Raw genomic sequence first — 19346 nt, 5'->3', positions numbered from 1 at the left:
TGCCAGACTCCTTTATACTCAGATAAACTTTCCCTATTATATCGTGTTAGAAGAGGTTAAAAAACCGTCTTTTTTTTTGGCGTCGCGGAACAAAATTTGTTTCATTTTTCTGACTACTCATCTGCCCTTTTTCTTGATGAACTGCTAGGCGCTGTGTAAAATTCACATTGCGAAGCTCTAACTTAATCTGGTCATTCTTTTTTCGAATCTCCTCTAATTGTTGCCGCATCTCAGTTGCAGGGATTGTATCATATGCCAGAGAATGTAGATTCTGATCGATTTTTTCTACTGATTCATAAATTGCATAGAGGTGATCCTCTAGATGATCCATCCGTTCAGCTAAGTCTTCCATCATGTTGCCTACACCTTCGATAACAGAAATAACATGGTGTAAAGTTTTTTCCGTCTCAATATAGGAAATTTTCGTTGAAGCAGCCATTCTCTCTTCCGTTGACTGGGCAATATCTGAGATTTGTTCGAATTTTTCATGATAGAGTTCCTCTCGAACTTGCTTTATTTTTTTCTTGGGTTCTTGTAATCGGCGTTGTACCTCACGTAGTCGTTCTAAACAATCTGGATCGATGATATAGTGACCACGCTCATTGTATTCGGGGCGGATATATTCGAAAAATTGATCAATCCATGTGCGAATCGTTCGAGTGCTAACTTGTAACTGCTTTGCAGCATCTCCTGTTGAGTAGAGAACAACTTGTTCTGTTGACATTTTTTCTCCTCCTCAATGATTATCTATTAAAAAAGTAACGGAAGACAATTATATATACATCATAACAAATTTTCCAATAATTTCAAATGAAATATAACAATAATCTGATATTCATTTGCATAGTTGTTGTTAATTTTTTAACGAGATAAACATAAATAAATTTTCGCCCATCCAGATAATGGGCGAAAAAATGTTATCGTATTTTAGACTTTGCGTTTTTTTCTCCATCGAGCAAACCAAAAGACACAATAGCCAACTACCAAGAGAATGACAATTACTGGGAGCAACCTTGCAAGAAAGACAAGGATGTTTTTACCCGCAAATATAAGTGTGTCAATTGAATCAAAAAAGGCAGTAATCACTCTTTGGAATAATGGTGATTGATCAGGATCTTTTGAGCTACTAAATGGTTGTGTCAATTGGATATTCAATTCAGAGTAATCGACTCGATGATTAAGATAGTTAATTCTACCTTGTAATTCCTCAATTGAACCTTGCACTTCATCAAGTTGTTGCGAGATTTCTAAGGTTGCTCTTGAATCGTTTGCTTGATTTAGTAGTGCGAGTAACCGTGTTTCTGTTGCTTTTTTTGCTTTTAATCTTGCTTCTAGATCAACCATTTCCTCTGTAATATCTTGACCATTAATGTCTATTTCCGGCGATTCTTTACCAAGAGACTGAAGTTCATTTAGTACTGACTTAAATTCATTTTGAGGAACGCGAAAGGTTAGATTTCCTTCAAATTGATCTTCGGATTTATGTTCATTGCTATTTACCAAGTACCCTTGTGCTTTTGTTACCAATGATTCCATTTTTGCTTTTGTGCTACGATAGTCTTGGACTTTCATTTTCAGCGATGCTGTATAAGTAATCTTTCGATCTTGAGGTGTCGCTTTAGAGAGGTCTACTTTTTTATTTGGTTTGGGTGTCTGTTGAAGTGATTTTGAAGTAGCCATCTCCATTCCGCCGCCTTGTGAAGGATAAGACATAGGTATTGCACTTTTTTCTTCGTCTGAGGAACAAGCAGTTAACAGTAATAGAGATGCGGCAAACAGATAGATGAATAATCGCTTATAATAAGAGATGGGAAGCCCCCCTTTTCTTTGATGCATTTTAATAGACGCATTTGACAAGAAAAAGGTTGCAGTAACTTTTAAAATGGAGTGATTTCATTGCATTATGATTTAAATATGGAAAAAATTGAAGAACAACTACACTTTTTACAACGATGTTATGCAGTCTGTGCAGTAAAAGAAAAGTTAATAGAGACTGAAGAAAGCTTTTTTGCGATTTCTAGAGCGATCCATTTAGCCGTTGAGTGTATGATCGATGTAGGTACAGTCATGATTGATGGTTTTATCATGAGAGATCCTGGCGGTTACTTGGATATTGTTGATATCTTAGAAGATGAACAAGTCCTCACTGCGGATGTTGCTACAGTGTTACGTGATTGGGTGAAAATACGTGATCGATTGGTTCGTTCCTATACGAAGGTTGAGTATACAGATTGTCTTCCTTATTTAGAGCAAGTGGATACATTAAAACGCTTTGATCAACAGGTGAGAGACTACATTTCAAGGGAAGCATAACATGCATAAGGAGTAGCAGAAAATGAGCCAATATAAGGGGTATTTCTTTGATATTGATGGAACGATCATTCGTGGTGAAGAGGCAATTGATGGGGCAAGAGAATTTTTACATATGCTGCAAGCAAATCATCTCCCTTTTCTATATTTAACGAATAATTCCAGTAGGAAACCGCAGCAATTAATTTCTATGTTACGGGATTTTCATTTTCCAGTGCAGTTAGAAAATATTTATACAACCTCTATGGCGATTACTCGTTATTTGACAGAGCATTGGAGAGGTGCGTCAGTATATGTGATTGGGGAAGATGGATTAATCGAAGGCGTCAAAAAGGCTGGATGTGTGCTAAAGGAGCAAAATCCAGATGTAGTGGTTGTGGGTCGTGATCGTGGTTTCAATTATGAAAAGCTAAGTACAGCTTGTTATGCGGTTGCAAACGGTGCAACCCTTATTGGTACGAGTCGAGATCGTGCTTATCCGGTTGATGATCGATTTTTACCAGGAAGTGGGGCGCTAGTCAAAGCAATTGAGACTGCTACGCGGATAAATGCTTTTTATATTGGAAAGCCTGAGCAAACCATTATGCAATATGCGCTTGAATATACTGGTTTAGAAGCAGAAGATGTGGTAATGGTGGGGGATAATCTTGAAACAGATATCATGGTAAGTCAAACAATGTCAATGGATACGTGGCTTGTATTGTCTGGTGTGACAAATGAACGGATGGCAAAGGAAAGTTCTCTTCAGCCAACTTATCAGACAAACTCTATTCAGGATGGAGTTCAATTATTTAAAAACGGCATACTTTAGACTTCTCATTTGCATTTCTACGACTTTCTCTTCATAAAGTGAAAGAGAGAATGGGGGGAGAGTCGATGACAGTAGAGGAGTTGATTCAATGGACAGGAGATATGCAGATTACTGGATATCTTGATGAACATTATCAGCTTGAAGTGAAGCAAGCTAAAAAGTACCGTGGAGTGATTCAACTTGCTACAAATAGAGGTTTATATGCATTAAAAGAAGTTGCAGATGGCGAGCAGAATCGGATTCGTCTCTGGGCAGAAGTCGGGAAACAGCTGCAACCAAATCTATCCATGCTAACCCCCATAGAGACGAAATCAGGTCAAGTTACATTTCGCTCTGCAGAGCGGACATATACCCTATTACCTTGGGCAAAAGCGATGCCCATTCGATTGCGTACCGTTTCAGAATGGGAATGGGTCACGCAAAGAATAGCTGAATTTCACCTGAGTAGCCAACAGATTGAACTGAGTCGTTCATATCATAGATATCGACAAGTGGGAAAATGGGGGGCAAAATGGCGTAATGCATTTCGTCAACTTGAGCTTTATCTTCAAGCAACAGATTGGTCGATTACCACCAGCGACAGATATCAAGCTTGGAATCATTTTGTAGTCACAAGTACAAACAGAATGGGTGGACTAATCAGGTATTATAACCAAATGGACGGAGATCAGCTCTGTATCAAAATGTACCAATATGGTAAGGTTTGTCATGGGAATCTTCATCGTCATCATTTATTGATTGATACAAGAGGTAATCTTCATTTTGTAGACGGAACACAGATGGTGCTGGATTGTCGGACATATGATCTTGCCAAATGGTTGCTTTATGCATACGGTAGAACAGGGAATATTCGTTTTACACTGAGACTCCTTCATGCATATCAACAAATCGCCAAACTTGAATCGAGCGAATATGCAATGATTTACGCCCAGATGATATTCCCAGGTCATTTATTTGATGTATTGCAACATGTATATCGTGACCAGACGTTACCAATCGCAGCTGGTGGAACTGCTTTGCAAAAAGCGATGATACAGGAAGAAAGAAAAGAGAAACTTTTAACACAGTTCCCGAAATTGGTTAATCAAGTGTTTCGAGTGGAAGTTCCACCTTTTCAACAACTGAATCATAAAAAATGAAATTGATAATCATTTGCATTTGAATCGAAAGCCTTGTATGATAAATAAGAAATCACCGCAAAATTCCTCTTTTTCTATAATAGGAGGTTCGTTTATTCGAAGCTACTCTCACTCCGGATGAGCTGAGAGAGATTTTCATGGGCTAAAGTTTGAGAGGAGGAGCTTTATATCGTACGGATGAGATCGCAGACCGAGTAGTAGGAATCGAACAGAAAGAGCGTGACATGAAGATCAAGCCGTGGGTCAAAAAGATCGATCTCAAGATCAACTCGTGGAGTAAGCTGAAGCTGATGAAGATCGCCGCACTGGCGATGCTCATCCTCGCCAGCTTTGAACTTTTCGTCGCCACCATCGCGCACAGTCTCGCGCTCCGTGGTATCGCGCTGCACATGTACGCCGACGCAGCGCTCATCGCCGCCAACATCGTCGTCATGATTCGAGCCAACAAGGGACGAACCAACAGGTACAACGATGGGTTCGATAAACTCAAGGCACTCTGCGCCGCCCTTAACGGGCTGACGCTGTGGGGCATCGCTCTCTGGATGGTCGTAGAAGCGGTAGAGCGCTGGAGGGAACCGCAGTCGATCGAAGGTGGCTGGGTAATGGTCGCCTCGATCTGCGGCCTGCTCGTCAACGGCTTCTTCGCCTTCTACTTGAATCACCACGGTGAGGACGAAGAAGAGCATCATGAACTGATCGTGAAGGCGGTCTTCCTGGATATGATCTTTGACATGCTGGGTGACCTCTGTAGCTTCGCCGGGGCTGCCATCATCGCCATCGGGCAGGCGACTGGACAGTCGTGGTCGCTGGTTGACCCGGCGATCTCGATCCTGATCGCGGGTATGATCTTCTACCACAGCGGGCAGGAGCTAATCCGTCCTTCGTGGACGATCCTGCTGGACAAGTGTCCGCAGTCGATCGACTATGCACAGGCGCTCCAAGGCTTGGAGCTTGTCGTTGATGGGCTCCAGGGTCAAGTGAAAGGCCTGAAGATCATGCAACGGGGTGATCACAACATCTACGTTCGCTGTGAGGTGTTCCTTCCGTTCGGTGAGTTCAACACGGAAAGCAAGAAAATCGATCAGTTCTTCAATCGACTCACCAAGGAGAAAGGATTCTCTCTCGAACTCGATCTGATCTCTCGGGCTCTCAAGATGTAGCCTCATCAAGTCCCTTTTCACAAGACAACATCACGTAGGCAGCCCTGGGAGAGACTCGGGGCTGTCTGCTTTTTACAAAAAGAAAGAAAATTTTTAACAAACCGTTGTGAGAAGAAGCCCGAAGTGTTAGAATGTTCTTGCGAGATTTTATAAAGGAAAGGTAGGTTTTCATAAAGCATGCACTTTTCTGAACATGAGCTAGAGCAAATCCGTAAAACACTTAACGAACGAAAAGCACATATCGATCGATTAATACTTGAATTGCGCCAAGAATCGGCCGATTTAGAAATGATATTAGGAAAAATGGATGCTCAAATGTGTGAGCAGGAAACATTTGAGCATTTTAAATCGGAAATTGATCACTTTGTCAATCAAATGTTTGGTCGTCATAATTAATGATTTTATACATAAAAAGCCCCCTGCTAAGCTTGGGGGCTTCTCCGTATCTTTAGAGTACTTGCACCACTTCGCGAACTTCAGGAATTTCTTCCATCAGTGCCCGTTCAATACCTGCTTTTAATGTGATTGTAGAACTGGGGCAGCTACCGCAAGCACCAAGCAATCGGACAGAAACGATGCCGTCTTCCACATCAACCAACTCAACGTCGCCACCATCACGTTGAATAAATGGACGAAGTTTATCAAGTATTTCTTGAACTTTTGATTCCATATCGATGTCTGTATGAAAGTTCATTCCATACAGACTGACACCCCCTAGTTAGTTAAGAATCACTATAAATTGATATCTGTTCTCATTGTATTCCTTTTGTTGACAAAAATCAACCGGGCGATCAAAGTGCTTTCTTCAAGATGGTACGTGCATCCTGTTACTTTGGGACTTTTTGGAGGGCAAGTTACAGCGACTCAATCGAGTACCAAGGATTGCTTATGATTAATATATGTATTTCTATCGATTTTATAATAAAATAGCCTTATCAGAGAGGAGTAGAAAGTGTGGGGATGAGTGGACAAGTTTATCAAGGTGTAAAAGATTTAATTGGAAACACACCTGTTATCCAATTAAATCAAATGAATCTCCCGGCTTCAGTTCAAGTATATGCAAAACTAGAATTTATGAATCCGGGAGGTAGCATTAAAGATCGACTTGGAGCTGCTTTGATTCGTGCAGGTGAAGAAAGTGGTCAGTTAAAACTTGGTGGCACGATTATTGAACCAACTGCTGGTAATACAGGAATTGGCTTAGCATTAGCTGCCATTGGAACTGGCTATAGAGTGATTTTTGTTGTTCCTGAAAAATTTTCAATCGAAAAACAAAAATTGATGAAAGCTCTGGGAGCAGAAGTAGTGAACACGCCCAGTCAGGATGGCATCAAAGGCGCGATTGCAAAGGCCATGGAGTTAGCAAAGGAGATGCCTGACTCTTATTGTCCGCAACAATTTCAGAATCCAGCCAATCCAGAGGTTCATTATCAGGTCACTGGACCAGAGATATGGGAGCAACTTGAGGGGAAGATCGATATCTTTGTCGCTGGGGCAGGATCAGCAGGAACCTTTATGGGGGTTGCTCGCTATTTGAAAGAGAAAAACCCACAAATTCGAACTGTGATTGTAGAACCGGAGGGTTCGATCTTAAATGGAGGCGAAGTGGGTGCTCATCGAACAGAAGGGATCGGAATGGAGCAAATCCCTAAGTTCTTTGATTGGTCACTAGTTGATCAAGTTTACACAGTCACTGATCAAGATGCTTTTACATGGGTGAAAAAGTTAGCGAAGCATGAAGGCTTACTGGTAGGGAGTTCATCAGGTTCTGCATATCATGCTGTAGATATTGAAGCAAGACAAGACTCTACTCTCCACAAAAAACTGACACGAATCGCCGTCATCTTTCCAGATAGTAGTGAACGTTACTTGAGTCAAAGTATTTATGATTAAATGTATTGCACTTCTAGCCATGTGAATATAATGAATGAATTTTGAGACCGCAACAATGACTCTATAAATATTTGGATTAGGAGGATGAAGATATGAAAATCGATACAAAATTGATCCACGGTGGCGTGTTTGGTGATCAACATACTGGAGCAGTATCTGTTCCCATTTATCAAGTATCGACATATCGTCAAGAACGGGTAGGGGTGTTTAACGGTTATGAGTATTCGCGTACGGGTAATCCAACACGCGAAGCATTAGAAAAACTGATTGCAGAACTAGAAAATGGAAAAAGAGGTTTAGCATTTGCTTCCGGTATGGCAGCAATTCATACAGCTTTTTCTTTGTTTGAAAAAGGAGACCATGTGATTGTTGGCGATGATGTATATGGCGGAACGTATCGGATTGTCACACAAGTTCTTCAGCGTACAGGATTAGAAGTGACATTCGTTGATACAAGTAAGCTAGAACAGGTAAAAGAAGCATTTCGTCCCAATACAAAAGCAGTCTATATGGAAACACCAAGTAATCCTTTGTTAAAAGTATCAGATATTCAAAGTATTGCTGATTGGTCTCATCAACATGATTTACTCTTGATTGTCGATAATACATTTTTAACGCCCTATTTCCAAAATCCACTAGACTTAGGCGCTGATATCGTCCTGCATAGTGCGACCAAGTATCTAGGAGGTCATAGTGATGTGGTAGCTGGATTGCTTGTTGCTAAGAATGAGCAACTTGGAGAACAGCTTCATTATATTCAAAATGCGGTCGGCGGAATCCTAGGGCCGCAAGATTCTTGGTTATTAATAAGAGGTATAAAAACATTAGGTTTGAGAATGCGTCAACATGAATTAAATGCTAGACAACTAGCTGAGTGGCTGACAGGTGAGGCGAGTGTAGGTCGAGTATACTATCCTGGTTTACCCAATCATCCAGGTCATCAGTTAGCTGCAAAACAAGCTCGTGGCTTTGGTGGCATTATTTCATTTGAGCTTGCATCAGTTGAGGATGTTGATCGTGTCCTAGAGAAGACTAAGTATTTCACACTTGCAGAGAGCCTTGGAGCTGTAGAAAGTTTAATTTCTACTCCCCCAAGAATGACCCATGCCTCAATTCCTCCAGAACGTCGAGCTGAACTGGGCATTGCAGAAGGGTTAGTTAGAATCTCAGTTGGTGTAGAAGATATAGAGGATCTCATTGAAGACCTACAGCAGGCATTACGTGCATGATTACGCTTTATGTAATGGGCGATGGTGACCAAGAAAACTGTTCCAGTTGTGTCCAATCGCCTTCTTCAGCGGAAACAGCGACTTGGTTAGATGCCGCACTAAAAAGAAGATTTGGAACGAAGCAAGTAAATGTTCAATGGGTTGATGTAAATCATCCTCGTACGCAGCATGAGCGACAATTGGCAAAGTGCATTTTAGAGGAAGAGTATTGGTATCCCGTTGTGATGCTGGACAGTCAGGTGATCGCAGAAGGAAACCCAAGGTTAAAAGAGATTGTACAGCGTTTAGTGGCTTTGGGAGTAGTGGAGAAGAAGAGCTACTAGCATTTCATCTGATTGGAAGAAGGTCTCACTGTATGGATTTATCTACCACAATGATGTGGGTTCTTAGACTGAAGAAAAACCTATATTCTGGTTAAAGTCAAATGAAAATAAACCTGTTAAAAGGAGGAGATGGTTTGCAATGGCCGGACAAATGCTCCTAATTCCGCATTTGTCTAGTCGCGGCGTTGTGCATACACCTTCGTAGCCTGAACTGGAGGCTCCATCCTTTCCAATAACACGCAGTGCATAAACCTTGACTTTTATATAGCCACTTATACTTTGTCAACAAGCTAAAGAACCCACAATGATGTGGGTTCTTCCAATCTGTAGCGGTAAATAGTATGTACCGATTAAAGATTGATCAGTCTACGTGCCTTGACGAGGCGAGGTTTCCAATATGAATTATTGAGTGAAGCGATAGACACATTTTTAGAACTGGCTGACTGAATCATTTTGCCGTTTCCAAGATAAATGGCTACATGAGAAATGCCTTTATTATTTGTGTTAAAAAAAAGCAAGTCTCCTTTTCGGATCTTTTTAATTGAGATTGTTTTACCTTGAGTTGATTGTTTTCCACTATTACGGTGCAACTTGTAGCTAATGGATCGCTTCCAAACATACTGTGTGTAGCCAGAACAGTCGAAAGTATTAGGGCCGTTGGCTCCAGATTTATACTTCTTATTCAAATGCTTCTTGGCCTCCGAAATTACTTTGTCTGCTTTGACTTCCCATTTGGTTTTTGCATCGACTTCTCCTGAAGGAATTGTGAAAACAACCAATAAAGTTAAGATCAATGCACTCATCCAGATGTTTTTGACAAACCTCACCGAATCGCTCCTTTATATTTAAAAAGAATCACATACTCTATTCTACTGAAAAAACGGAGAATAACAAGAAAAATTGATTATTTTGTTATATATTAACAGTATGTTATAGTTGACTGTTGAGGCAGGTGAGGAAGCATGAGGCCATTAATTGAGTTTTGCGTAAATAATTTAACGGATGATGTATTGGCCTTAATGAAAGAATTGGAACAAAACATCGATCTAGATGTAATTGAATATGGTTGTCTGGGGAATTGTGGCATCTGTGCAGAATTTCCATATGCGTTGGTTAATGGAGATGTCGTTACAGGTAAAGATGTGGATGAGTTGCGTAAAAATATATACCGAGCAATCGAAGAGATGGAAGTTCGATTTTAAATGAGTTCATCAAAATGCTACGCATTTGAATGGATATATGAAAGTATCTTTATAAAACAGCCACTTGATTTCATTTATCAAGTGGCTGTTGTCTCTTTTTTATAAATTTTTATCGGATTGTAGAAAGTATCCCGTTCGATGGGAATTCGATTTGCACCCTCGATTAACCAAACTAAATCTTCACGAGTAAGGGCGGTCTGGGTCAGTGCCCCCGCAGAATGACTGATTTGTTCCTCTACAATTGTGCCATGAATATCAGAGGCTCCAAATTGGAGTGCAAGTTGTGTTAATTGAGTCCCAATATTGATCCAATAAGCTTTAATATGTTGGAAATTATCCAACATCAGCCGGCTGATGGCAATTGTACGTAAATCATCCATTGCAGATGTTCTTCTACGAATGGAGGCATTCACATTCCGAGGCTGGATGGCAAGTGGAATAAAAACCATAAAACCATTGGTCTCATCTTGTAGCTCCCGAAGACGAATCATGTGAATCAATCGCTCTTCTAATGTTTCGATTGATCCATAGAGCATGGTTGCATGGGTTTTCAGCCCCATTTTATGTGCTGCGCGATGAACAGCCAGCCATTCGTCGGTTGAGGCTTTATCAGGGCTCATTTTTTCCCGATAGCGTTCAGATAAAATCTCGGCTCCACCACCTGGAAGTGTATCTAACCCTGCTTCAATTAAATCCGCTAAAACATCTTCGATTGAACGATTTGCTATTTTAGCAAAAAATTGGATTTCAGCCGCAGTATATGCTTTGATTACAACATGGGGGTAGCGTTTTTTTAAAGCTGCTATTGTTTGTATATAATAGGCATAAGGAACTGTATGGTTATGACCACCTACAATGTGAAATTCCTGTGTACGCTCAGTTATTCGTTCATCAATGTAAGCAATGAGTTCTTCAGGGGTTTTTGTATAGGCTCCTTCACTGTCTGGATCACGTCGAAATCCGCAGAAAGAACATTTAGCTTCGCATACATTTGTTGGATAGAGAGCCATATTTTGAATAAAATAGACATTTTTTCCGTTCTGTTTTAAATTTGCTTGATTGGCCCAACTGGCGATCGTGAGTAAATCCTCTGATCGATAGAGGGTTAGACCATCCTCGAGGGTCAGCCGTTCGTTTCGCTCAATTTTAGCGGCAATCGGCTTTAGTTGTGGATCAATCATGGAAATTCCTCCTAATAGAGTGGCTAACGATTTCATTCTAACATAACAAGTTTGTGAATTGCATAACAAACTTTTGGTTAATCAAAAAGAGGATAAATCCACAAAAAAGCAAATAGTGTAAATATAGGGAAAAGAGGAGTAAAAGGGGGGTTTCCGTTGCAATCGCGGAAACTAGAGGAGAAAATAGAAGTGTTGCGTAGACAAATGGTACAATATGCAATGTCTGTAGGTTTTTCGCATCCTCAAGTTTATCGCTTGAGCGTTTATCTTGATCAATTGCATAATCGCTGGCATAGAATTCAGCATATAAATGAATAGCAGTGAATGAAAAATGGATTGATTTGCTTCAAGGTTCATTTTTTGTATACTAATAATAGGAATAAGAGGAGGGGTCATAATGATTACCTTAACTGAACAAGCAGCACATAAGGTAAGAGAGATGCTTGCTGAAGAAGAAGAATCAGAAAAACTATATTTGCGAATTGGTGTCCAACCTGGTGGCTGTAGTGGTTTTTCATATGGAATGGGTTTTGATTCTGAGAAAGAGGAGACAGATGCTGAGTTTGATCAGCACGGGATCAAAGTGCTCGTTGATTTAGAGAGCCAAACCTATTTACAAGGAACCACAATTGATTATAAAGAATCGATGATGGGTGGCGGATTTAGTATCGATAATCCAAACGCTGTTTCTTCTTGTGGATGTGGCTCTTCATTCCGTACGCAAACGGATGAAGGTGCGCCAGAAAATTGTTAAAGATTACTGTTTAATAAACGAAGCCCTCTGATGTCCAGAGGGCTATTTATGTTGATTTTTTATCATTCTGCTCCTTGATGAGAAAAGTTTCTTTTTGTTGACAGATAGGGCACAACATCGTATGTGGACACTGATGACCAGCATAGTCAAAAGAGATACCATCGCTCATTTTTAAGGCATCAATGGGGCGATACGGAGCATATGGATCAAAAAAGTCAAACAATCGCCCTTGATCGATCAAGGGGGAACCACAGTTCGAACAATCTTGATCAATTGTGCTAAACCCATTACAAACAGGGCAGAACCAAGTAATTTCTTCCAACTGATGACACCTACTCAACAGAAATTTTGTTTAGTATTGGATGAAAAGTCATCAGCATATGCATGGCTCATAAGTTAAGATTTGAACTATGTCCAGGTTGCAATCTAGCTTCTGGGTCAATATATTGTTTTGCATTATTTACTGCTGTAGGTGCTTCACCAAAACCAACAGCAATTAATTTCACTTTTCCAGGGTATGTGGCAATATCTCCCGCTGCATATATGCCAGGGATATTTGTCTCCATTCGGGAATTAACGATGATACTCCCTTTCTCGAGCGTTAGGCCCCAGTTTTTAATTGGCCCTAATGACGAAATAAATCCATAGCTCACAATCATCGCATCAGGAGTAAGTAGCTCTGTTTGATTGCTCTTTTTATCGATCAGAGTTACAGATGAAATCTTTGTATCTCCTTCGATTGATTGAATCTCTTTAGGTGTCAGTATACGAACGCTCGAAGCAAGCATTTGCTCTACACTGTGTTCATGAGCACGAAATTTATCGCGGCGATGTACAATTGTTACGCTCTTTGCTATCGGCTCTAACATAAGTGCCCAATCAACGGCAGAGTCCCCACCTCCGGCAATCAAAACATGCTGATCGCGAAAGTCTTCCATCTGATTGACAAAATAATGTAAGTTGCTTTGTTCAAAACGTTCTACACCAGGCAAGTTTAGTTTGCGTGGCTCAAATGCGCCTACGCCTGCGGTAATGATCACAGAACGAGATTGATATGTATATTTGTCTGTTTCAATTTCAAACAAGCGCTCCTCTATTTTGCGAACGTCTAATACCTTCTCATCTAAGCAAAATTCTGGCGCGAACATTTCAGTCTGTTTGGTTAATTGTTGAATCAAATCTTGAGCTTTTATTTTTGGAAAACCAGCAACATCATAAATATATTTTTCTGGATAAAGTGCTGAAAGCTGACCGCCTAACTGAGGCATACTTTCGATCACGCGTACACTTGCATGCCGCATCCCAGCGTAAAATGCTGCAAAAAGCCCAGTCGGACCCCCGCCTATAATTGTGATATCTTTTACTAAGTCTTTTTCCATGCTGACACCTCCGCAAAATTTGGATAGTTGGAAATAAAAAAATATCAGATTTTACATGAATGAATCCTTACAACGGATGAAGTGGGATTCCAGTATTTGGGCAAATCGCTTCGCAATATTAACGAGAAAACAGGAAAGAATAGCAATAAAATCCTTGCATAAAGTTCGTGAAAATCATATCATAAACATTGTTATGAGACAACGATGGTGGTTTATACAACTGCTACTTTGTGATAATTTTATCATACTTTATTATGATCATCTTAATTTATTCAAATAGGTGGGATAAAAATGAGTCGACCCAAGATTGTGATTCTTGGCGCTGGATATGGTGGGCTAATGACAGCCAAAGGTCTAGCCAAGGAGTTAAATTACAACGAAGCTGAAATTACGTTAGTCAACCAGAATTCATATCATTACTTTACAACGGAGTTGCATAAACCAGCGGCAGGCACATCGCATCACGATCATGCCAGAGTGTCGATATCCTCAATTATTAACAAACGCAAGGTGAACTTTATACAAGATCGTGTTACATCAATTGATATTGAGAAGAAAACAGTTCATTTGGATCAGCACGACCCATTAGCTTATGATTATCTGGTGGTTGGATTAGGGAGTGCCCCCGAAACATTTGGAATTGAAGGTCTACTAGAAAATGCTTTCTTTATTCGCAGTATCAATAGTGTACGGATGATTAGAGAGCATATGGAATATATGTTCTCAAGGTATCAAACGGAGAAAAAAGAAGAGTTAATTACGATTGTTGTTGGTGGAGCTGGGTTTACTGGAATTGAATATGTTGGAGAATTAGTTGATCGGATGCCCGAATTGTGTCGTGAATATGATATTCCCTTAGAAAAAGTACGGATTGTGAATATTGAAGCAGCACCTACTGTGTTGCCCGGTTTTGATCAGGAATTAGTTGATTATGCCGTCAAGTATCTAGAGTCGAAAGGTGTAGAATTTAAAATTTCCACACCAATAGAAAAATGCACAGGTGAGAGTGTCATCGTAAAAGGCGGTGAAGAGATCAGAGCATCGACTGTTGTATGGACAGGCGGGGTTCGTGGAAATCGTTTGATTGAGGAAGCAGGAATCGAAAATATGCGTGGTCGTGTAAAAGTGGATCAATATCTCCGTGCACCAGGACATGATAATATCTTTGTCATTGGAGATAGCTCTTTGGTCATTAATGAGGAGATAAACCGCCCATATCCACCTACTGCTCAGATATCTACACAACAAGGGCAATATCTTGGACGAAGCCTTGTCGCAACATTGCGAGGCAATGAGCTGAAAACATTCCAATTTGACAATAAAGGGACCATAGCATCGCTTGGAAAAAAAGAGGCGATTGGAATCGTTTGGGGAAAAAAATATTATGGTTGGACTGCGAGTTGGTTAAAACGTGCAACCGACTTGAGATGGCTTTTCTTATTAGGCGGAGTCTCTTTATTACTACGTAAAGGTCGCTTGTAGATTTGTCACGGTTTGTTGATTGTTTCGCTTCACTATTTCAGCTACAATGTTTGGCAAATGCGAAAAAGTTGGAGCGATTATCATGACCTTAGCTAATACATTTTTATTGGCAGCGATGCCACTTTCGTTGCCACAATTTATTATCTCCATCCCATTATTTTTTGTGTTGCTTTTTGGGATCGGTTTTATTTTAAACATGATTTTAAAGACGACTTGGTTGCCTGGCGTGATCTATGCGGTGATTATCGTGGTTTTGTTATTTCGGTTACATGAATACCATTGGGTGGATTTAACTGTTTTATTAGTTGGTCTATTGGGGGCTTTTGGTAGTGGTTGGACTATTCAAACCTTGCGTACAAAAGGATATCGGATGTTCTAAAAACCAAGAAAACTGCCTTCAGGCAGTTTTTTTATGGAATGATCAAAAATCATAAACTTTCGTAAAGTATGGTTGACGCTGGATGGAGCCAACTTGTACAATTCACTACTTACAAAGCAGAATATGCTGGTAAGAAGTGATACGAGTTGACCCATACAATACGTCCTAGGCTTACTCTGAATGTGGTCGGATCGTAAAGAAAAATTAAGAGAAAGAGTCCATCGTTGTTCTTGTGGGTATACAGAAGATAGAGACATAAACGCCGCAAGAAACATACTACATAAAGCGATTGGATATGATCCAATGCTAGCATATGGACAAGTAGACTGAACCTAATCTTGGCATGGAACGTGCCTTCGCGGAGAAATACGACGTTGGTCGGTTCGATGAAACAAGAAGCTCACCATTTTAATGGCGATGTAGTTCACCACCAGATATAATAACAGATAAGTGCCATTGCAATTCCAAACCAAAGTCCAGTAAACACTTCAATGGGTTGATGACCTAATATCTCTTTCAAAGGAGTGCGCTGAGGGTCTTGGGCTTCCTTTTGATGACGCAATTGAATCAACAACCGTGTAAAATCATCTGCTAGCTGGTTAATCACCTGTGCTTGCATACCTGCATGACGACGAACGCCTGTTGCATCGTACATGACAACAATCGAAAAAATAGTTGCGATGGCGAAGGATGGGCTCTCCCAACCACTGGTTAAGCCAATCGAAGTAGCAAGCGAGGTAGCGGCTGAAGTGTGTCCACTTGGCATACCTCCTGAATTGGCAAGCCATCGCCAGTCCCATGTATGATTGGTGAAATAGTTCCACGGAACCTTGAGCAGTTGGGCAAAGAAGATCGTAATAACTGAGGTCCATAAAGGGAAGTTGGAAAACAGAGACTCCAGCATCGATAGATTAGTCGTCCTTTCATCGGTTGTGTGCAAATCTTATTATATACAGATTTAGCAGTGAAAACCCACCTGTTCCCTAGATCATACAAGCAATTGTCATGACTGTAAATGTATGATTATAAAACAACCAGCCGAAGTGGGCTCTTCCCCTTCGGCTGGTGTTATGGATTACTAGCTCTTCTAGTTCTGGTTCCTGCGCTCTTTCGACAGCCTCTCGTTTCGCTTGGAGATTTCCTCTCGAGCTTCCGACGCTTCCTGTTAGCCTCTTCAGCTCTCTGGCGCTCTTCCTCCGGATCGACTGGGTTGTTGTTAGACATGCTTCACCAAACTCCAAATTTAGGTAGCACCAAATGATGGTCGCCTGGGGAAATATTCCTTTCCTCGCTTCCAGATGACCCATTTCCAAAATTCAGTACTATTATAGTATAATTTATCATTCAGTCAAATACAGCATGTAGACAAAGTCACGTGATCGGCGGCTCGTGGTTCTCGGCGACGCTCCGACCCGGGCTAGCAAGGATGTGGGGCTGTCCGCTTTCTGTCAGCCTTCGCGGTCGGGCAAAACTCGCCTCCTCCGGTATCCGCCTGGCGGAGACTCGAACAGTTTGCCCGAAAGGAAAATACCGCTTCAGCTGCCATTCCGCTAAGTTGCGCCCGAAATAGAGCTTTGCCGATCACCTCTTCACTCGCTAAAAAGGTTTTTCTTTAGTCTGAGTTAAATATTCTATTTGTCCTTGTGAACAAGCTTATGGTCTCATAATTGGAAGAGATCTGGTATAACGATCTTCTCGTAAATTGGGCATCATGTTATACTCGAGGAGAGAATCTATGATCAAAGGAATGAGAAGATGATAGTCAAACCAAGAGTTCGCGGGTTTATCTGTACAACGGCACATCCAATCGGCTGTGCGGAACATGTTCGTAAGCAGATTACATATGTGAAAAATCAGATCAAATTAAGCAAAGGGCCAAAGCGAGTTTTAGTGATTGGTTCTTCGACTGGATATGGATTGGCATCGCGAATTGTGGCAACGTATGCTTCTGACGCAGAAACAATCGGTGTTTTTTTTGAACGACCTGCTACCAAGAGTCGACCGGCTACAGCAGGGTGGTACAATAGTGCTGCTTTTGAAGAAGCTGCCACTGCTGATGGATATTATGCTAAAAGTTTTAATGGTGATGCTTTTTCTAATGAGTTAAAAGAGCAAGTGATCCAGCAAATTAAACAAGATTGGGGTACAGTAGACCTAGTCGTCTATAGTTTGGCAGCTCCAAAGCGGAAACATCCTGAGACTGGAGAAGTTTTTTCCTCGGTTATTAAGCCGATTGGCAAACGATTTACAAGTAAGACTGTAGATTTTCAATCAGGTGTCGTATCAGAGACATCAATAGAGCCGGCATCAGAAGAGGAAATTGAGCAGACGATTGCTGTAATGGGTGGAGAAGATTGGGAAATGTGGCTACATGCGTTAGCTGAAGCTGACGTCTTGGCTGAAGGCGCTAAAACCGTTGCCTACTCCTACATTGGCCCAGAGCTGACCCACGACATTTACCGAACTGGTACGATTGGGAAAGCAAAAGATGACCTTGAACAGCGCGGGCGTGCTTTGAACCATTATTTACAACAAAAATGTAATGGACGTGCTCTAGTGTCAGTGAATAAAGCTGTTGTCACGCAAGCAAGCGCTGCAATTCCTGTAGTTCCGCTATACATTTCTCTACTCTATGGTGAAATGAAAAAACAAGGTGTTCATGAAGATTGTATTGAACAGATGTTTCGTTTATATCAAGATCGGCTTTATCGACTGGATGGTGAGATTCCTGTCGACAGTCAAGATCGAATTCGAATCGATGATTTAGAGATGAAACCAGAGATTCAACAGGCAGTCGAACAAAAGTGGGAAAAATTGACCACTGAAAATATTGAAGAGCTATCTGACATAGAAGGATATCGTAGACAATTTTTGCGATTGTTTGGTTTTGCGATTGAGGGTGTCGATTATGAGCAAGATGTAGCCATTGCTGTTCCTATCAAAAGCATCCCAGAGTAAACAGATTGAACCAACGGCATTCCTTTCAATAACACGGAATATTCATCACCATGTCTTCAAATACAAGCTGAATCATACATTGCAAGGCGAGGTCTGTCATATATTAGATGAAAAGGGCGAATAGAAGGAGTCGCCCTTTTTTTGTGGAATATGGTACGAAAATATAAGATAAAGAGCTTGAAGAAATAGGGGTGTCAGGGATGACAAAGTCCTTATCAAAACAAGAGGTGATCGCATTTCAGGAAGAACTCGCTTCACACCTTGAAGCTCGTTTATTAGACCAACTCCACCTGTATCTACAATTAGTTGCACAATGGTTTGCTTATAACATTTTGACCCAGACAAAATGTGAACTGACAATGGATCATGGGGAAACATCACTTGTCAAGACACAGCAGGAATTTCACCTTGCAGATTATGATTCGCTGGATCAATTCTTATCTGAATATAATGGGATCACTTATCCGGGGCTTGAGGAAGATCAAGACTTTCAGTATGATTCATATCGACAGGAGTTTGAACAATTAACCTATACTTGGGTCTATCAACAATTTTACGCTTTTGTTCGTGATTCATTTCCTGAATGTTCCCAGCAGGAATGGGAGCAGGTTTGTCAAACTGCAATTGAATCTTATCAGGCAGACCAAGCAATTTTTCAAGCCGCTCAACAACTCTCAGAGAAGATATTACCATGTAATGTAAAATTTCTTTTTGAGTTAGGTAAAGAAAATGCGAAAAATCAATGGAAAGAGGAGCAAAAAAAGAGGCATCGTCGTCAATGGGAGGAAGAAAGAAAGAAGAAAATAGTGGAAGAGTTATGGAGGAAAGTCGAGGCCATGTATTACCTAAAATATACGGAGCAGCCCCCACCAAAAATAAATAAAATTGAATATGAACACCGATTTTTACCGGTGCTAAAAGATTTGATCAGTAATGGTGTTCAAGTTGAAACGATATGTTTATTAGGTGAATGCTATTGGTTTCGCTTTTCTGAATCAGTGGTTGCTATGATTTCTAATTTGCAGACAGCAAATGGAAATTTATGAGAATTTTCCGTTTTTTTGTTTGGCAATAATAAAGCGGGGAAATGAATAAAAAGAGAGTTTGGAGATTTAGTTGTTCCTCGTAGAGATTTGCTATAACATT

The 19346-nt window shown here is 40.7% G+C and carries 24 protein-coding genes; 16 read left to right on the top strand and 8 right to left on the bottom strand.

The genetic code is table 11. The features are described from left to right. Window positions 1-46: 46 nt before the first annotated feature. Together BUB71_RS08170 and BUB71_RS08165 are read right to left on the bottom strand one after the other, a co-directional pair. The gene (locus BUB71_RS08170; RefSeq protein WP_073154344.1) at window positions 47-724 is read right to left on the bottom strand and encodes a MerR family transcriptional regulator; all 678 of its coding nucleotides are present in this window, start codon (window positions 722-724) and stop codon (window positions 47-49) included. 203 nt (window positions 725-927) lie between these two features. Beyond that, on the bottom strand, window positions 928-1836 hold the full coding sequence (locus BUB71_RS08165; protein WP_073154343.1) for a DUF4349 domain-containing protein: 909 nt from the start codon (window positions 1834-1836) through the stop codon (window positions 928-930). Window positions 1837-1896: 60 nt separating this feature from the next. Here BUB71_RS08165 and BUB71_RS08160 point away from each other — a divergent pair, with 60 nt between their 5' ends. The 5 genes from BUB71_RS08160 (at window position 1897) to BUB71_RS08140 (ending at window position 5816) form a co-directional block, all read left to right on the top strand. Continuing rightward, window positions 1897-2313 (top strand): DUF86 domain-containing protein, encoded by a 417-nt coding sequence (locus BUB71_RS08160; RefSeq protein ID WP_084731293.1) that lies wholly within the window; start codon window positions 1897-1899, stop codon window positions 2311-2313. Window positions 2314-2335: 22 nt separating this feature from the next. Continuing rightward, complete coding sequence (locus BUB71_RS08155) at window positions 2336-3121, top strand: TIGR01457 family HAD-type hydrolase (protein ID WP_073154342.1); 786 nt, start codon at window positions 2336-2338, stop codon at window positions 3119-3121. A gap of 65 nt (window positions 3122-3186) precedes the next feature. Beyond that, entirely contained in the window at window positions 3187-4260 is a 1074-nt protein-coding gene (locus BUB71_RS08150) for an aminoglycoside phosphotransferase/kinase family protein (RefSeq protein WP_073154341.1), read from the top strand. A 224-nt stretch (window positions 4261-4484) separates the two neighbouring features. Then, complete coding sequence (locus BUB71_RS08145; RefSeq protein WP_139279031.1) at window positions 4485-5420, top strand: cation diffusion facilitator family transporter; 936 nt, start codon at window positions 4485-4487, stop codon at window positions 5418-5420. A gap of 177 nt (window positions 5421-5597) precedes the next feature. After that, the gene (locus tag BUB71_RS08140; RefSeq protein ID WP_073154339.1) at window positions 5598-5816 is read left to right on the top strand and encodes a hypothetical protein; all 219 of its coding nucleotides are present in this window, start codon (window positions 5598-5600) and stop codon (window positions 5814-5816) included. 52 nt (window positions 5817-5868) lie between these two features. Here BUB71_RS08140 and BUB71_RS08135 read toward each other — a convergent pair whose 3' ends face one another. After that, window positions 5869-6114, bottom strand: a complete 246-nt coding sequence (locus tag BUB71_RS08135; RefSeq protein ID WP_073154338.1) for a NifU family protein — start codon at window positions 6112-6114, stop codon at window positions 5869-5871. Window positions 6115-6380: 266 nt separating this feature from the next. On the opposite strand from BUB71_RS08135, the gene BUB71_RS08130 reads away from it, so the two are divergent. From BUB71_RS08130 to BUB71_RS08120, 3 genes are all read left to right on the top strand, one after another. After that, the gene (locus tag BUB71_RS08130) at window positions 6381-7313 is read left to right on the top strand and encodes a PLP-dependent cysteine synthase family protein (RefSeq protein ID WP_073154403.1); all 933 of its coding nucleotides are present in this window, start codon (window positions 6381-6383) and stop codon (window positions 7311-7313) included. A 92-nt stretch (window positions 7314-7405) separates the two neighbouring features. Beyond that, window positions 7406-8542: a bifunctional cystathionine gamma-lyase/homocysteine desulfhydrase gene (locus tag BUB71_RS08125; RefSeq protein ID WP_073154337.1), complete on the top strand. Its 1137-nt coding sequence runs from the start codon at window positions 7406-7408 to the stop codon at window positions 8540-8542. Beyond that, a complete protein-coding gene (locus BUB71_RS08120) occupies window positions 8539-8865 on the top strand; it encodes a DUF1462 family protein (RefSeq protein WP_073154336.1) in 327 nt (108 codons plus the stop codon). Before BUB71_RS08125 ends, BUB71_RS08120 begins: the two co-directional genes overlap by 4 nt. 350 nt (window positions 8866-9215) lie before the next feature. Here BUB71_RS08120 and BUB71_RS08115 read toward each other — a convergent pair whose 3' ends face one another. Further along, window positions 9216-9692 (bottom strand): C40 family peptidase, encoded by a 477-nt coding sequence (locus BUB71_RS08115; RefSeq protein WP_084731292.1) that lies wholly within the window; start codon window positions 9690-9692, stop codon window positions 9216-9218. 135 nt (window positions 9693-9827) lie between these two features. Here BUB71_RS08115 and BUB71_RS08110 point away from each other — a divergent pair, with 135 nt between their 5' ends. Further along, window positions 9828-10067 carry a YuzB family protein gene (locus BUB71_RS08110; protein WP_073154335.1) on the top strand — a complete coding sequence of 80 codons (240 nt, stop codon included), beginning with the start codon at window positions 9828-9830 and terminating at the stop codon, window positions 10065-10067. Window positions 10068-10144: 77 nt separating this feature from the next. On the opposite strand, the gene mqnE is transcribed toward BUB71_RS08110, so the two are convergent. Beyond that, on the bottom strand, window positions 10145-11248 hold the full coding sequence (gene mqnE, locus BUB71_RS08105) for an aminofutalosine synthase MqnE (protein ID WP_139279030.1): 1104 nt from the start codon (window positions 11246-11248) through the stop codon (window positions 10145-10147). A 156-nt stretch (window positions 11249-11404) separates the two neighbouring features. On the opposite strand from mqnE, the gene BUB71_RS18830 reads away from it, so the two are divergent. Next, on the top strand, window positions 11405-11566 hold the full coding sequence (locus BUB71_RS18830; protein ID WP_084731290.1) for an aspartyl-phosphate phosphatase Spo0E family protein: 162 nt from the start codon (window positions 11405-11407) through the stop codon (window positions 11564-11566). A gap of 79 nt (window positions 11567-11645) precedes the next feature. Then, the gene (gene erpA / locus BUB71_RS08095; protein ID WP_073154333.1) at window positions 11646-12002 is read left to right on the top strand and encodes an iron-sulfur cluster insertion protein ErpA; all 357 of its coding nucleotides are present in this window, start codon (window positions 11646-11648) and stop codon (window positions 12000-12002) included. A gap of 46 nt (window positions 12003-12048) precedes the next feature. Here erpA and BUB71_RS08090 read toward each other — a convergent pair whose 3' ends face one another. Both BUB71_RS08090 and BUB71_RS08085 read right to left on the bottom strand, forming a co-directional pair. Then, window positions 12049-12324, bottom strand: a complete 276-nt coding sequence (locus BUB71_RS08090) for a hypothetical protein (RefSeq protein WP_245815550.1) — start codon at window positions 12322-12324, stop codon at window positions 12049-12051. 67 nt (window positions 12325-12391) lie between these two features. Then, window positions 12392-13381, bottom strand: coding sequence for an NAD(P)/FAD-dependent oxidoreductase (locus BUB71_RS08085; protein WP_073154332.1), 990 nt, complete (start codon window positions 13379-13381; stop codon window positions 12392-12394). A 291-nt stretch (window positions 13382-13672) separates the two neighbouring features. Here BUB71_RS08085 and BUB71_RS08080 point away from each other — a divergent pair, with 291 nt between their 5' ends. The 3 genes from BUB71_RS08080 (at window position 13673) to BUB71_RS20340 (ending at window position 15572) form a co-directional block, all read left to right on the top strand. Further along, window positions 13673-14863 carry an NAD(P)/FAD-dependent oxidoreductase gene (locus tag BUB71_RS08080; RefSeq protein ID WP_073154331.1) on the top strand — a complete coding sequence of 397 codons (1191 nt, stop codon included), beginning with the start codon at window positions 13673-13675 and terminating at the stop codon, window positions 14861-14863. Between the two features lie 82 nt (window positions 14864-14945). Further along, window positions 14946-15242, top strand: a complete 297-nt coding sequence (locus BUB71_RS08075) for a YuiB family protein (RefSeq protein WP_245815549.1) — start codon at window positions 14946-14948, stop codon at window positions 15240-15242. A 180-nt stretch (window positions 15243-15422) separates the two neighbouring features. Then, window positions 15423-15572: a zinc ribbon domain-containing protein gene (locus tag BUB71_RS20340; protein WP_084731288.1), complete on the top strand. Its 150-nt coding sequence runs from the start codon at window positions 15423-15425 to the stop codon at window positions 15570-15572. Window positions 15573-15666: 94 nt separating this feature from the next. Here BUB71_RS20340 and BUB71_RS08065 read toward each other — a convergent pair whose 3' ends face one another. Then, on the bottom strand, window positions 15667-16146 hold the full coding sequence (locus BUB71_RS08065) for a divergent PAP2 family protein (protein WP_073154330.1): 480 nt from the start codon (window positions 16144-16146) through the stop codon (window positions 15667-15669). An 851-nt stretch (window positions 16147-16997) separates the two neighbouring features. On the opposite strand from BUB71_RS08065, the gene fabV reads away from it, so the two are divergent. Both fabV and BUB71_RS08050 read left to right on the top strand, forming a co-directional pair. Further along, window positions 16998-18200 carry an enoyl-ACP reductase FabV gene (gene fabV / locus BUB71_RS08055; RefSeq protein WP_073154328.1) on the top strand — a complete coding sequence of 401 codons (1203 nt, stop codon included), beginning with the start codon at window positions 16998-17000 and terminating at the stop codon, window positions 18198-18200. A gap of 200 nt (window positions 18201-18400) precedes the next feature. Continuing rightward, window positions 18401-19246, top strand: a complete 846-nt coding sequence (locus tag BUB71_RS08050; protein WP_073154327.1) for a hypothetical protein — start codon at window positions 18401-18403, stop codon at window positions 19244-19246. Window positions 19247-19346: the final 100 nt, after the last annotated feature.

It is taken from the genome of Seinonella peptonophila (assembly GCF_900129355.1).
Lineage (GTDB): Bacteria > Bacillota > Bacilli > Thermoactinomycetales > Thermoactinomycetaceae > Seinonella > Seinonella peptonophila.
Note: the sequence above shows the minus strand (reverse complement) of the source record. Positions and strands in the feature narration are given on the sequence as shown.